This window comes from Streptomyces sedi (genome assembly GCF_006335015.1).
Lineage (GTDB): Bacteria > Actinomycetota > Actinomycetes > Streptomycetales > Streptomycetaceae > Streptomyces > Streptomyces sedi.
Genome location: NZ_VDGT01000004.1, coordinates 61,730 through 76,210 on the forward strand (window position 1 = coordinate 61,730; position 14,481 = coordinate 76,210).

The following is a 14,481-nucleotide window of genomic DNA, read 5'->3' on the forward strand; positions in this document are numbered from 1 at the left end:
ACGCGTCATTTCGGATTGATTTCTGTCAATGTGCGTCTTGTCTCGAAAGCTGGGCGTCCATTGACGACTGATCGTCGGGCGACGGAGGGTTCGCACATGCGTGGGGTGCTGACCGGTTTTGCGATCATCGCGTTCATCATCGTCGTCGGCTACCTGCTCGGGCGGCGCGGAGCCCTGGGGGAGGACGGCCGCGAGGTCCTCACCCGGCTGGCGTTCCAGGTGGCGACACCGGCGCTGCTCTTCGTCACCGTCTCCGAGGCGGACCTCTCCGCGCTCTTCTCCCCCCAGCTGCTGGTCGCCGCCCTCACCTTCGTCGGGGCCTCCGCCATCTTCGTGGTGGTCGCCCTGGTCCGCCGCTGGGGCGTCGGCCAGACGGTGGTCGGCGCGCTCTGCTCCGGCTATGTGAACGCGGCCAACCTCGGCATCCCCGTCGCCGTCTACGTGCTCGACGACATCTCGCTCGTCGCGCCCGTGCTGCTCTTTCAACAACTGGTCATCTCACCGGTCGTGTTGACCGTTCTCGACCTGACCACCCGGTCGGCCGACGCGCGCGACGGCACGCTGCGGCGGCTGACCACTCCGTTCCGCAACCCGATCGTGCTCGGCTCGCTCGCCGGCGTGGCCGTCGCCGCGTCGGGCTGGCGCCCGCCGACCGCCGTGATGGAACCGGCCGTGCTGCTCGGCAACATGGCCGTGCCGGCCGTGCTGCTCGCCTTCGGCATCTCGCTCTACGGCAGCGAGATCCCCGGGCGCGGCGCCGACCGCGCCCAGGTGCTGCTCGCCGTCGCGCTGAAGTCGCTGGTCGCGCCGGCGCTGGGGTGGCTGCTGGCGCTGGCCTTCGGCCTCGACCGGGGCGCACAGCTGGTCGTCGTGGTGACCGTCGCGCTGCCGACGGCGCAGAACGTGTTCACGTACGCCTCGCACTACGGGGTGGGCCTGCGCCTGGCCCGCGAGTCGGTCCTGCTCTCGACGGCGCTGGCCGTCCCCGTCCTCACGGTGATCGCTGCGCTGTTGGGGTGAGCGGCAGTCGACTACCGGCCTTGCCGGCCTGGGTGGGTGGTCGTGCTCGGCCCGGTGGGTGGTTGCTCGCGCGGTTCCCCGCGCCGGTTTTCGGCAGGTGGCGGCCGTCTTGGGGGCGCGGGGAACTGCGCGGTGCATGTGTGGCGGGGGTCGGGCGACTACCGGCCTTGCCGGCCTGGGTGGGGTGTCGTCCTCGGCCCGGTGGGTGGTTGCTCGCGCAGTTCCCCGCGCCCCTGGTTGTGGCGGGCGTCGCCGGTCAGGTGCCGGTCAGAGGTCGGTCAGGCGACCACGGTGCGGCACCGGTGAGGTGGGTGGTCGTGCTCGGCCCGGTGGGTGGTTGCTCGCGCGGTTCCCAGCGCCCCTGGTCGTGGCGGGCGTCGCCGGTCAGGTGCCGGTCAGAGGCCGGTCAGCGCGTGGACCGGGAGGCCGAGGAGGGCGAAGCCCAGCACCACCAGTGGATACAGCGACGCGCGGTTGAAGACGTCCAGCGCCGTCGGCGGCTCGCTGCACCGCAGCAGCCGCTGCGCCGGCCACACCAGCGCGTAGCCGCCGGCCGCCAGCGTGCCGACCGCGCCCAGCAGGCCCACCACCGGCAGCGCCTCCAGCACCATCCCGACGCTCGCCGCGAACGTCACCAGCAGGCCGACCGCCGACACCAGCCCGCTGCGCCTGCGCCCGTAGACCGTCGGAACGGTCCGCACCCCGAGGTGCTTGTCCTCGTCGACGTCGGCGAGGTCGTTGACGATGTTCCTGCCGCCGATCTCCCAGGCCGCGAGCCACAGCGCGAACAGCCACAGCAGCGGGTCGTTCACCGCGTCCGTCACCGCGAACCAGCCGACGCAGCCGCCGAGCGCCACCATCACTCCGGTGAGCAGCGTCTTGTAGGGGGTGACGCGGGCCAGCTTGCAGTAGACCGCCTCCAGCACACCCGCCGCGACGAACAGCGCCACGCAGACCCAGCTGATCATCGCCGCCAGCACCAGCGACACCGCGCCCAGCGACGCCACCCACGAGGCGGCGACCGGCAGGCTCAGCCGGCCCTGCGCCAGCGGGTGGCGCACCCCCGCGCTGTCGATGTCGTAGCCGTCGAACTCCCGCAGGTTGGAGAAACGTTGCTGGTCGATGTTCCAGTCGATCAGGTCGTTCACCGCGAAGACGGCGAAGTACGCGGCGAACGAGGCGAGCGCGACCAGCACCATCCGCCCGGGCGAGGCGCCGCCGGCCAGCAGCAGGCCGAGCATCGGCTGCGCCACGCTCAGCGTGGCCTGGGTGCCCCGGGAGAAGCCGTAGAGCACTCGGACGTTCTCAACCAGGAGGGTCATGACACCACTCCCGCACCCCTGAGCCCACATAGCGGTGCGCGAAGCGGTACGCGTGCGGTCCTGGCTCGGCCAGCCGGCGTATCGCGGCCAGCCGCGACGTCAGCTCGGCCTCCGGCGCGGCCGACGCCTCCTCCGGCAGGTGGAGCAGCCCCAGCAGCCACTCCGAGAAGCCCAACACCCGGCGCACGTCCGCCAGTCGGGTGGCGCTGTACGCGGCCAGCGGCCCCTCGTCGCCCTCGCGCAGCCGCGCCACCAGCGCCTCGGCGAGGGCGGCGGCGTCGGCGATCGCCAGGTTCATCCCCTTGGCGCCCGAGGGGGTCAGCACATGGCCGGCGTCCCCCGCCAGCAGCAGCCGGCCGTGCGCCAGCGGCGTCAGCACGCTGCTGTGCATCCGCAGCATCCGCACCTCCGGTGTGGCGCCGATCGCGGGCAGCCCCGCCGGGTCCCCGTCCGCCAACCGCTCCCGCAACTCGGCGACGATCCGTGAGGCCGGCCAGGCCGCCACGGCGTCGCCCGGCGGGCACTGGAGATAGAAGCGGCTCAGCCGCGGGCCACGCGGCATCATCCCGGCGAAGCCCGCGCGGTGCACCGCGTAGCGCACGCCCTCCACCGGACGGTCCACCTCGGCCAGCACCGTCAACCAGTCGTACGGATAGCGGCGGTTGTGCGCGCGGTGCCCGGTGGCGGGCAGCGCGGCACGCGATATGCCGCGGAAGCCGTCGCAGCCGACCACGTAGTCGCATTCGATCTCCATGCCTTCGCACTCCAGCCGGGGACGTCGGCCGGTGATGTTCGTTACCGCCCGCACGTTATGGGAGAACAGCGGGGGGGTACCGGCCCGCTCCAACCCGGCGATCAGGTCCCTGACCAGGTTCTGCTGCGGGTAGACATGGTGTTGGCGTCCGTCGGAGTACGCTCCGTAGTCCACTCGAACGGTGTGCCCCAGACAGCGGAAGTCGCACCAGTGGTGGAGGGTCGACTCGGCCAGCAGCCGATCGGCGAGCCCCTGGGAGCGCAACCAGCGCACGGTGCGGTCCTCAAGCAGGCCCGCGCGCTGGCGCTCCTCCACGCGCTCCCTGCTCGCGCGCTCCACCACCAGGCAGTCGATCCCGCGCCGGGTCAACACGTTGGCCAGGGCGAGGCCGGCGGGACCCGCGCCCACGATGCCGACCTCGACGCGCAGCCGGCGCGCCGGCGTGCGCCGGGGCGCGGTCACGACGCGGAACGACCTCTCGGAGTGCGGACAGGCCGCGACATGGGAGGTCATCTCAGGCCGCCGGCACATACGACGGGTGGAACAGCTCGTTGATGAGGACGAGTGGCTCGTCGCCGTGCCAGACCAGATAGGTCTTGAAGCAGGCGGCGCGCTCGTCGCCGCCCTGCCCCCAGGGGCGGCGGCCAGTCTCCAGCAGCGTGCGGCGGTGCCCGGTGCCGGCCTCGGTCAGCGCGCGGCCCAGCGGTACCGAGGTGGAGGTCAGGCAGTGCTCGATGGCCGGCGCGAGGTCCAGCCGGGCGACGACGTGGTTGACGGACAACGGCTCGCCCCCCTGCCGGGTCGTCGCCGTGTGCCGGACCAGCACGCCCGCGTCCTCCTCCACGCCCAGCAGCACCGCGACCCCCTCCCCGGTCTGCCGCGTCGGCACGCGTAACTGGGCGAGACACCTCAGCTGCAACGATTCTCCGGCCAGCGACTCAAGGAGCGTGGTGGTCTGTCCCTCGCTGCTGAGCAGCATCCGCGTGATCGGCGAGGCGAACTCCCCCGGACGGACCAGCGGCCACGTCCGTCTCCCCAACGGGAAGACGACCGGAAAGGCCAAGGGGAAGACACCCGACGGCGTCGGCAACGACATCCTGATCACTCCTCACCGCCGTGCTACGAAAGGGCCAACGGTGTGTACCTCGTTGAGGTCACGGGCGACCGGCGGGGGCGAACAGACAACCGAGCCCTCCGAGGCGGCCGGCGGGGCCGCCCCCAGGGGCGGCGGTGGTTGCACGGGGCCCCTCCCGGGGCGGCCAGGGGGCGCGGGGAACCGCGCCGTGCCGGGGGCCGCGCGGGGAAGCCGCCAGGGGAAACGGGCCGCGGACGCGCGTGGTGCCGCACCGGTCGGACGGGCGGCCCCCCGGGTGGCGGAGGTTGCGGGGGTGGTGGGGACGGCGAAGCATGGCGGGGAGGGCGCGCCCCGCGCCCGGAGGCGGAGGCGAGCGATGGGACAGGCCGAACCGGAGGCACCGTTGCGCGTCCTGGTGACCGGAGCGACCGGCTATCTCGGCGGGCGGCTGGTCCCCGAGCTGCTGGCCGCCGGGCACTCCGTGCGCTGCCTGGCGCGCACCCCGGCGAAGCTCGACGACCGCCCGTGGGTGGGCCGGGTCTCGGTGGTGCGCGGCGACCTGACCGACGGCGACTCGCTGGCGGAGGCGCTGCGCGACATCGACGTGGCGTACTACCTGGTCCACGCGCTCGGCGGCGGTGGTGACTTCGCGGCGCGGGACCGGCTGGCGGCGCGCACCTTCGCCGAGCGGGCGCGCGCCGCTGGGGTCGGCCGGATCGTGTACCTCGGCGCGTTGACCCCGCCGGACGTGCCGGTGGAACGGCTCTCGCCCCATCTGCGGTCGCGGGCCGAGGTGGGGCGGGTGCTGCTCGACTCCGGCGTGCCGACGGCGGTGCTCGGGGCGGCGGTGGTGATCGGGTCGGGCTCGGCCTCGTTCGAGATGTTGCGGCACCTGACCGAACGACTTCCGGTGATGACCACCCCGACCTGGGTGCGCACCAGGGTGCAGCCGATCGCGGTCCGCGACGTGCTGCATCTGCTGGTGGGCTGCGCGCGGCTGCCGGCGCATCTCAACCGGGAGTTCGACATCGGCGGTCCCGACGTGCTGACCTACCAGGACATGATGCGCCGCTACGCGCTGCACGCCGGGCTGCCCCGGCGGGTCATCCTGCCGGTGCGGGTGCTCAGCCCCGGGCTGTCCAGCCTGTGGGTCGGCCTGGTCACGCCGGTGCCGCGGCGGCTGGCGCGGCCGTTGGTCGAGTCGCTGCGCCACGAGGTGGTCTGCCGCGAACAGGACCTGACCTGCTACGTGTTGCCGCCGCCCGGCGGGTTCCTCGGCATCGACCTGGCGCTGCGGCGCGCGATCCGGCGCGTCGGCGGCGCCGAGCCGGTGGCGCCGGCCGAGCGGGTCGCGCCGAGCGACCCGCTGCCGAGCGACCCGTCGTGGGCGGGCGGCAGCCTCTACGCGGACCGGCGGGCACGGGTGGTGCACGCCGACCGGGACGCGCTCTGGCGGGTGATCGAGGGCATCGGCGGGCGGAACGGCTGGTACTCCTCGCCGTTGGCGTGGGCGGTGCGCGGCTGGCTGGACATGCTGACCGGCGGTGTCGGGGCGCGGCGCGGGCGGCCCGACCCGGCGCGGCTGCGGCTGGGCGACGCGCTGGACTTCTGGCGGGTGGTGGCGTTGGAACGCGGCTCGCTGCTGCGGCTGCGGGCCGAGATGCGGCTGCCGGGCGACGCGTGGCTGGAGTTGGGGGTGGGGACCGACGCGGCGGGTCGGACGGTCTACCGGCAGCGGGCGCTCTACCATCCACGCGGGCTCGCCGGCCATCTCTACTGGTGGGCGGTGGCGCCGTTCCACGCCTGGATCTTCGGCGGCATGGTCCGGAAGATCTCGGCGCGCGCCGAGATGGACGCCGGCGTGGAAGCCGGCGCGCACTCGGCCGCCGCGCGCCCCTCGCCCGGCTGAGCACCGGCCGAGCCCCGGCCGGACCGTCCGGCTGACGACGGCCCGAACCGGCCACCCCACACAGGGAGTTCCCCTTGGACGTCTCCATCGCGCTCTTCACCGCCGACCTGCGGCTGCGCGACAACCCGGTGCTGCGCGGGGCGTCGCGCTCCGCCCGCCGGGTCGTGCCGCTGTTCGTCGTCGACCGGGGGATCGCCGCACGCGGCTTCGCCGTGCCCAACCGCGCCGCGTTCCTCGCCGACGCCCTCGCGGAGCTGGACGAGGCGCTGCGGGAACGCGGCGGCCGGCTGGTGGTCAGGCACGGCGACGTGGTGGCGGAGACCGCCGCGGTCGCCGCGGAGACGGGGGCGGGCGAGGTGCATCTGGCGGCGGGCGTCAGCGCCTACGCCGACCGGCGCGAACGGCGCCTGCGCGCGGCGCTCGAACGCGACGGACGCGCCCTCACGGTCCACGAGGCGGTGCTCACCGTCGTTCCGCCCGGCGCCCTGACGCCGGCGGGCAAGGACCACTTCGCCGTCTTCACGCCCTACTTCCGCCGTTGGGAGGGCGAGAGCCCGCGTCGGCCTGGGCCCGCGCCCCGCGAGGTCCCGGTGCCGGAGGACGTGCGCTCCGAGCCGCTGCCCGATGCCGCGGCGCTCGCCCCGGGCGACCCCTCGCCCGCGCTGCCGCGCGGCGGGGAGGCCACCGGCCAACGGCGGCTCGCCGCCTGGCTGCGCCGGGACCTGGACGGCTACGCGGACGGCTCCGACGACCTGGCAGGCGACTCCACCTCGCGGCTCTCGCCCTACCTGCACTTCGGCTGCCTCTCCCCGACCGAGGTGGTGCACCGGGCGCGGTCGCGCGGCGGCGCCGGCGCTGACGCGTTCGTTCGCCAGCTGGCCTGGCGCGACTTCCACCACCAGGTGCTGGCCGCCCGCCCCGCCTCGGCGCACCGCGACTACCGCGGCCACGACGACCGTTGGCGGAACGCACCGGCCGCGTTCGACGCCTGGCGCGCGGGGCGCACCGGCTACCCGGTCGTGGACGCGGCGATGCGGCAGCTGCTCCACGAGGGGTGGATGCACAACCGGGCGCGGCTGCTGGTCGCCAGCTTCCTCACCAAGACGCTCTATCTGGACTGGCGCGCGGGTGCCGCGCACTTCCTGGAGCTGCTGGTCGACGGCGACCTGGCCAACAACCAGCTCAACTGGCAGTGGGCCGCGGGCACCGGCACCGACACCCGCCCCAACCGGGTGCTCAACCCGCTCAGCCAGGCCCGCAGGTTCGATCCGCGCGGCGACTACGTCCGGCGCTGGGTACCCGAGTTGGCCGGTGTCGAGGGGAACGCGGTGCACAGCCCCTGGCGTCTGCCCGAGGAGCGGCGCCCGGCCGACTACCCCCCGCCGATGGTCGACCTGGCGGCGGGCGCGGAACGGTTCAAGGACGCGCGGGCGTGAACGGGGGCGCGGGCGCGTGAACGGGGCGCGAAGTCGTTGGACAGCGCCCCCGAGAGCTGGCAGGTTGCCCGGCATGACCCAAGCAACCACCCCCGATCTGCTGCGCTACGCCGCCTTCACCGACGACCCGGCCGGGGGCAACCCCGCGGGCGTGGTCCTCGACGCCTCCGGCCTCGACGACGCCGCGATGCTGGCGGAGGCGGCCCGCGTCGGCTACTCCGAGACGGCCTTCGTCACCGAGGCCGACCACGCCCGACGCCGTTACCGGCTGCGGTACTTCAGCCCGCTGGCCGAGGTCGCGTTCTGCGGCCACGCCACCGTCGCCACCGCCGCCGCGCTGGCCGAGCGGATCGGCCCCGGGCCGCTGTGGTGCGAGACGCGGGCGGGCGGCATCGGGGTGGAGACCGCCGTCGACGCCAGCGGGCCGCGGGCCACGCTGACCAGCGTGGAGACCGCGTCGGCGCCCGCCTCGCCGGCCGACGTCGAGACCGCGCTCGCCGCGCTCGGCTGGGCGGCGGCCGACCTCGACCCGGCGCTCCCGCCGCACGTCAGCTTCGGCGGCAACAACCACCTGGTGCTCGCCGCCGGCTCCCGGGCCCGACTGGCCGCGCTGGACTACGACTTCGACGCGCTGGCCGCGCTCTGCCGCGCGCGCTCGTGGACCACGGTCCACCTCGTCGCGCGCGACCAGGACGACCCCGCGACGTTCCATGTCCGCGCCCCGTTCCCGACCGGCGGGGTGGTCGAGGACCCCGCGACCGGCGCTGCCGCCGCCGCGTTCGGGGGCTACCTCCGCGCGCTCGGCCTGGTGACCGAGCCCACCCGCTTCCGGCTGCGGCAGGGCGAGGACATGGGCCGCCCCAGCCTGCTGCTGCTCGACCTCGCCCCCGACGACGCCCGTTCCCGCGTCACCGGCCGCGCGGTGCGCATCCCCGGGTAGTCACTCCCCGCCGCCCCCACCGCCGCCGTCCCCGCCACCGCCGCCGGAGTCCCCGCCCCCGGAGTCGCCACCCGAGCCACCGCCCGAGTCGCCGTCCGCGCCCCCGCCTCCGCCGTCGCTCCAGCCGTCGCCGGAGGCACCCGGGCCCGAGTCGTCGCGGCTCTCGCCCAGTCCGGTGTACCAGGGCAGCTCCCAGGTCGCCGGCACCTCGGGCGACGGCTGGCTGTGCCGGCCGCCGAACCGCGCGGTGCCCGTCGCCTCGCCCAACCCCAGGGCCACGCCGCAGAGATGGGCCAGCGCGGCGTCCAACGGGTCCCGCGACCGGTGGCGGACGTCGGCCAACGGCAGCAGCCCGTTCACCGGGCGGCCCGTCGGGCGGGCGATCGTCGCCACGGGCTCCCCGTCGCGCAGCAGCCGCCCCGAGTCGCGTGTCGCGCGGATCAGTTCCCACTCCGTCGCGCCGTCCGAGAAGGTGACCGACCGCCCCCACCGGCCCCAGGTCGGCGCCATGTCCACCGGCCGTTCGCCGATCGTGACCCCCAACCCGGCCAGCGGGTCGCCCGCCCCCGCCGACCAGCCGTAGGGGCCGCGCAACCGCACCGCGGGCGCGCCCTCGACCCACACGTCGGCCCGCACCAGCCGGCGGTCCACGGCCACCGTCACCGGCCGCCCGCCGGGTCCCGGCGCCTGCCTCCGCGCGATCCACAGCGGCACGCCCTCGGCCGCCGCCCGCCGCGCCGCCTCCCGCACCGCGCCCGCGCCGCCGGCGTGCCGCGCCGCCAACTCGCCGAGCGCGGCGGCGAATCCGGCGACGTCGCGCACCCGCAGCGGCAGCGCCGTCCCGCTCGCGCGGACCAGCGGAAGCCGCCCGGGGCCGTGCGGCAGCCCGGCCAGCGGCCGTTCGCTGCCGCCACCGCCCAGCCAGACGCCGCGCAGCCACGCGTCGGCGACGGCCACCAGCGCCAACTCGCCCACCGGCGTGCGCCGCGCGCCGACCCTCAGCTCGTGCTCGGTCAGCGTGACCGCGCGCGCCAGCGGGTTCCAGCCGCGCTTCTCCGCGTAACGCGTCAACTCCATGCCCCGCTACCCCCGTTGCTCGTTGCCGTCGTGCTCTTCGGCGCCCGTTCGATACCCGTTGCGGGTACATCATGTGACTTATTGGGAGGCCGGGTAGTTCCCGAAACCGGGGGGTATGACTGTCTGCCGATCGGGTGACCCCAGCAGACAAACAGAGAAGACACCTCCATGGCACAGCCGTTCGCACTGCCGGACTTCTATCTGCCGCACCCCGCGCGGCTCAACCCCCATCTGGAGCAGGCCAGATCCCACACCACCGCATGGGCGCGGCGGATGGGGATGCTGGAGGGCTCCGGCATCTGGACCGAACAGGACCTCGCCGACCACGACTACGCCCTGCTGTGCGCCTACACGCACCCCGACGCCACCGCCGAGGGGCTTGACCTGGTCACCGACTGGTATGTGTGGGTCTTCTTCTTCGACGACCACTTCCTGGAGATCTTCAAGCGCTCCCAGGACCGGGCCGGCGGCAAGGCGTATCTCGACCGCCTCCCCGCCTTCATGCCGATGGACGACACCCCGCCACCCGAGCCCACCAACCCGGTCGAGGCCGGGCTCGCCGACCTCTGGGCCCGCACCACCCCCGCCATGTCGGCGGACTGGCGCGCACGCTTCGCGGAGAGCACCGAACACCTGCTCAACGAGTCCCTCTGGGAGCTGTCGAACATCAACGCCGGCCGGGTCCCCAACCCGGTCGAGTACATCGAGATGCGCCGCAAGGTCGGCGGTGCCCCCTGGTCCGCCGGGCTCGTCGAGTACGCCGCCGGCGCCGAGATCCCCGCCCGCGTCGCCGGCGGACGCGCGCTGCGGGTGCTGCGCGACACCTTCTCCGACGGCGTGCACCTGAGGAACGACCTCTTCTCCTACCAGCGGGAGACCGAGGAGGAGGGCGAACTCAGCAACGGCGTGCTGGTGCTGGAGAAGTTCCTCGGCATCACCACCCAGGAGGCGGCCGACTCGGTCAACGACCTGCTGACCTCACGCCTCCAGCAGTTCGAGCACACCACCTTCACCGAGCTGCCGACCCTCGCCGTCGAGGCCGGACTCGACCCGGCCGAGCAACTGGCCGTCGCCGCCTACGTCAAGGGCCTCCAGGACTGGCAGTCCGGCGGCCACGAGTGGCACCTGCGCTCCAGCCGCTACATGAACGAGGGCGCCGTCGACGACACCGCGCCCGCCCGCGCCGCGTTCCCGCTGCCGCTCGGGCCCACCGGCCTCGGCACCTCGGCCGCCGACCTCGGGCGCGCGGCCGGCCGACTCGGCACCCGGCGGCTGCGCACGTTCAGCCATCTGCCGCACCCCGTCGGCCCCTCCCAACTCCCCGACTTCGAGATGCCGTTCCAGGTCAGGCTCAGCCCGCACCTGAACCGCGCACGGCGGCACGTCGTCGAATGGGCCCACCAGCAGGGGCTGTTGCTGCCGCAGCCGGGCCAACCGGCCTCCTACATCTGGGACGAGGCCGACCTGGTCGACTTCGACTTCCCGCTCTGCGCCGCCGGGATCCACCCCGACGCCACCGAGGACGGGCTCAACCTCACCTCCTGCTGGCTCACCTGGGGCACCTACGGCGACGACTACTTCCCCGCCGTCTTCGGCCGCGTCAGGGACCTGGCCGGTGCCCGCGCCTGCGTCGCGCGGATGCCGGGGCTGATGCCGGTCGACGGCGAGCCGTCCGCCGTGCCGCTCGACGCGCTCGAACGCTCGCTGGCCGACCTGTGGGCGCGCACCGCGGCGCCGATGGACGTCGAGGCGCGGCGCACCTTCCGCGCCACCATCGAGACGATGACGCTGAGCTGGATCTGGGAGCTGGAGAACCAGGCGTTCAACCGGGTGCCCGACCCGGTCGACTACATCGAGATGCGCCGCGCCACCTTCGGCTCCGACCTCACGATGAGCCTGTGCCGCATCGGCCACGGCCGCACCGTGCCGCCCGAGGTCTACGCGAGCGGCCCCATGCGTTCCCTGGAGAACGCGGCGGCCGACTACGCCGCGCTGCTCAACGACGTCTTCTCGTACCAGAAGGAGGTCGAGTTCGAGGGCGAGCTGCACAACGGCGTGCTGGTGGTGCAGAACTTCTTCGACACCGACTACCCCACGGGACTCGCCATCCTGCACGACCTGATGAAGGGCAGGATGCGGCAGTTCCAGCACGTCGCGGCGAACGAACTCCCCGTGCTCTACGACGACTTCGACCTGAGCGCCGAGGCGCGCGCGGTACTCGCCGGCTACGTCCAGGAGTTGGAGAACTGGCTCTCCGGCATCCTGCTCTGGCACCAGGACTGCCACCGCTACGGCGAGGCCGACCTGCGCCGCGTCCGGGGACCCAGGGGGCTGGGCACTACCGCCGCCCGACTGCCGCAACTCGCGGGGCGCGCCGCCGCGTTGGGCTGAGTGCGCGCGTCGGTGGTCGGCCCGGGGGCCGGGGAGCGACCACCGACGCCGCTGGGCCTCAGCGCGGGAGCGGGACCTGGGACCAGTCCATGTCGGCGGCGAGATAGAAGCCCGGGTGCGACGGCTGGTTGTAGGTGGTCTGCTGGCGGGCGACCTCGACGCGGTACTGGGGGTCGTGCATCAGGGTGTACAGCTTGTGGTCGGTGACCTCGGTGCTGGTGTAGATCCGGATCGCCGAGCTGTCCTCCGTCCGCAGCAGCAGCTCCTCGCGCCAGTCGCCCCAGATGTCGGCGACCAGCGACGGGTTGCCCTTGGTGTGGTTGTTGGTGCGGGTGCCCTCCGCCGTCAGCAGGGTGCCCCGCTGCCAGTCCTCGACGGTCGGCGTCACCTCCAGTGCCCCGTCCACGAGTTGGGTCGTGGGCTCGGCACCGAAGCGGATGCTGGCGTTGGTGCCCGGGGTCTCGTCCCCCAGCCGTTCGCCGTCCGCGCTCCACAGCCCGACGTCCGAGCCCCAGGTCTCAAGTCCCGGCCGTTCGGGGTCGATGTCCCCGACCATGCCGCGCCCGGTGTCGACGCCGGTGTAGCCGCCGTACAGCACCTCGCCGGTCTCGGCGTCGCGGAGCGCGTAACCGTAGGGCGCGCTCGGCCCGCCCTCGTGGACGGTGAAGATTTCGAGTCCTGGGCGGTGGGGGTCGATGTCGGTGACGTGCATGGCGTCGCCGTGGCCGAGGCGGGCGGTGGTGCCGGGGTTGTCGCTTTCGGGGGGCATGGGGGCGGTGGAGCTGTAGAGGAGTTGGCCGTCGTGGTCGAGGGTGGCGGAGCCGTAGACGATCTCCTGGTGGCCGTCGTGGTCGACGTCGGCGGAGGTGAGGGAGTGGAAGCCCTGGGTGGTGAGGGTGCCGTAGGTGGGGTCGGTGCCGTCGACGCCGTGGGGGGAGTCGTGGAAGGGGTTGGTCATGGGGGTGAAGCCGGAGTCGACGTTCCAGTGGGGGCGGATGCGGTGGCCGTCGAAGTGGTAGGTGGCCAGGGTGGTGCGGGTGTAGTAGCCGCGGGCGAAGACGGCGGCGGGGCGTTGGCCGTCGAGGTAGGCGACGGTGGCCAGGAAGCGGTCGACGCGGTTGCCGGGTTCGATGCGGCTCATGGCGTAGTCGCCCCACATCAGGCCGTCGTCGTGGCGGTCGGGGGTGTAGCGGACGGTGTCGAGTTCCCGTCCGGTGCGGCCGTCCAGGACGGTGAGGTATTCGGGGCCGTGGAGGATGAAGCCCTCGAAGTCGCGGAGTTGGTTGCGTGTGCTGCGGGCGGGGGCGTAGACGTCGACGAAGTGGTCGGCCAGGGCGGTGGCGTCGGTCTGGTTGAGGGGGTAGTCGTAGGCGGGTTCCAGGCCGAGGGCTTCTTCGAGGGTGGCGGGCCAGTTCCCGGCCGTGACCTCGGGGTGGGCGTGCCAGCCTTGGAAGGTGTCGACGAGGTGGTCGAAGTAGTCCTCGGCGGAGAGGCGGTAGTCGTCCGCGTGGCTGACGCCGTCGCGGGTGTCCTGGCGCGGGAGGGTGATCGGGCGGGTGGTGGTGGGGCGACCGGCGGGGTTGTAGCGGGTGACGGTGGTGCCCGGCGCGGTCTTGAGCATGATCTCCGCACGGCCGTCCTGGTCGAAGTCGTAGACCAGGAACTGGGTGTAGTGCGCGCCGGCGCGGACGTTGACGCCGAGGTCGACGCGGTGCAGCAGGGTGCCGTCCAACTCGTAGGTGTCGAGGTAGACGTTGCCGGTGTAGCCGACCTGGGAGACGTCCTTGGAGTTGGAGGGGTCCCACTTGACGACGTACTCGTAGGCGCCGTCGCCGTCGACGTCCCCGACGGACATGTCGTTCGCGGAGTAGGTGTACTCCTCACCGGCCGGGGTCACCCCGCCCGCGGGGCGCCGCAGCGGGATCTCATGGAAACGCTCGGAGGCCGGCGTCACGCTCGCACCAGGACGCCGCGACCCATCACGCTCACCCACCGGCACCACCCGATAACGCGAAACCGAAGTCCCCCCGGCGTCCAGGTAGTTCGTCGAATCCGAAACGGTCGCGACCTCACGCCCATCCCGCAACACCCGAAACTCCACACCCGAGACCCCGCTACCGGTATGCCCCCGCGCCTCCTCACCGAGCAACCGCCAACTCAGAAACACCCCCTCCTCCTGCGCCACCGCCACCAACCCGCGATTCAACGCCTCCAACTCCGGGCCCGAGCGTTCCATCCCGGCGTCCTCGGCCACCGCCCCCGACGCCCCACCACCCCACAACCCGGCGGTCAGCAGGGTCGCGGTCAGCAGCGCGACGCGGGAGCGGCGTCCGCGGCGGCTGCCGCGGCGGCTGTCGCGGCGGCTCTCACGGCGGCGGGCGGGGGGCGCGGCTCGTCGAGGTCTCATGTGCGGCTCCTCCTGGCGGAGTTGAGTCGATTCACTTTTGGGGAGTGAGATCGCTGATTGCAGGGTGCGGTGGAGTGAGTCGTTTCAATGAACGGGTCGCCCGAGGCGGTCGCCGCGACGCTATGAGGGCGCTCGACGCCCGTCAAGAGT

The 14,481-nt window shown here is 73.6% G+C and carries 10 protein-coding genes; 5 read left to right on the forward strand and 5 right to left on the reverse strand.

What is annotated here, in order from left to right:
• The first annotated feature begins 96 nt into the window (after window positions 1-96).
• Window positions 97-1,020, forward strand: coding sequence for an AEC family transporter (locus FH715_RS07020; protein WP_139641881.1), 924 nt, complete (start codon window positions 97-99; stop codon window positions 1,018-1,020).
• A gap of 395 nt (window positions 1,021-1,415) precedes the next feature.
• Here the strand turns inward: FH715_RS07020 and FH715_RS07025 are convergent, their stop codons facing one another.
• From FH715_RS07025 to FH715_RS07035, 3 genes are read right to left on the reverse strand one after another with little or no spacing between them, the layout of a single operon-like run.
• Window positions 1,416-2,342: a UbiA prenyltransferase family protein gene (locus tag FH715_RS07025; protein ID WP_139641883.1), complete on the reverse strand. Its 927-nt coding sequence runs from the start codon at window positions 2,340-2,342 to the stop codon at window positions 1,416-1,418.
• Window positions 2,326-3,558 carry a 4-hydroxybenzoate 3-monooxygenase gene (locus FH715_RS07030; protein ID WP_281290715.1) on the reverse strand — a complete coding sequence of 411 codons (1,233 nt, stop codon included), beginning with the start codon at window positions 3,556-3,558 and terminating at the stop codon, window positions 2,326-2,328. The genes FH715_RS07025 and FH715_RS07030 overlap by 17 nt, the downstream gene beginning before the upstream one ends.
• Window positions 3,559-3,610: 52 nt before the next feature.
• Window positions 3,611-4,192, reverse strand: a complete 582-nt coding sequence (locus tag FH715_RS07035; protein ID WP_139641887.1) for a hypothetical protein — start codon at window positions 4,190-4,192, stop codon at window positions 3,611-3,613.
• 355 nt (window positions 4,193-4,547) lie between these two features.
• Here FH715_RS07035 and FH715_RS07040 point away from each other — a divergent pair, with 355 nt between their 5' ends.
• From FH715_RS07040 to FH715_RS07050, 3 genes are all read left to right on the forward strand, one after another.
• Complete coding sequence (locus tag FH715_RS07040) at window positions 4,548-6,080, forward strand: SDR family oxidoreductase (protein ID WP_139641889.1); 1,533 nt, start codon at window positions 4,548-4,550, stop codon at window positions 6,078-6,080.
• Window positions 6,081-6,154: 74 nt separating this feature from the next.
• Complete coding sequence (locus tag FH715_RS07045) at window positions 6,155-7,516, forward strand: cryptochrome/photolyase family protein (protein ID WP_139641891.1); 1,362 nt, start codon at window positions 6,155-6,157, stop codon at window positions 7,514-7,516.
• A 73-nt stretch (window positions 7,517-7,589) separates the two neighbouring features.
• The gene (locus tag FH715_RS07050; protein WP_139641893.1) at window positions 7,590-8,456 is read left to right on the forward strand and encodes a PhzF family phenazine biosynthesis isomerase; all 867 of its coding nucleotides are present in this window, start codon (window positions 7,590-7,592) and stop codon (window positions 8,454-8,456) included.
• Here the strand turns inward: FH715_RS07050 and FH715_RS07055 are convergent, their stop codons facing one another.
• Window positions 8,457-9,533, reverse strand: coding sequence for a hypothetical protein (locus tag FH715_RS07055; protein ID WP_139641894.1), 1,077 nt, complete (start codon window positions 9,531-9,533; stop codon window positions 8,457-8,459). It abuts the gene before it with no gap.
• 168 nt (window positions 9,534-9,701) lie between these two features.
• On the opposite strand from FH715_RS07055, the gene FH715_RS07060 reads away from it, so the two are divergent.
• On the forward strand, window positions 9,702-11,924 hold the full coding sequence (locus FH715_RS07060; RefSeq protein ID WP_139641896.1) for a terpene synthase family protein: 2,223 nt from the start codon (window positions 9,702-9,704) through the stop codon (window positions 11,922-11,924).
• A gap of 58 nt (window positions 11,925-11,982) precedes the next feature.
• Here the strand turns inward: FH715_RS07060 and FH715_RS07065 are convergent, their stop codons facing one another.
• Window positions 11,983-14,331, reverse strand: coding sequence for a rhamnogalacturonan lyase (locus FH715_RS07065; RefSeq protein WP_246108610.1), 2,349 nt, complete (start codon window positions 14,329-14,331; stop codon window positions 11,983-11,985).
• Window positions 14,332-14,481: the final 150 nt, after the last annotated feature.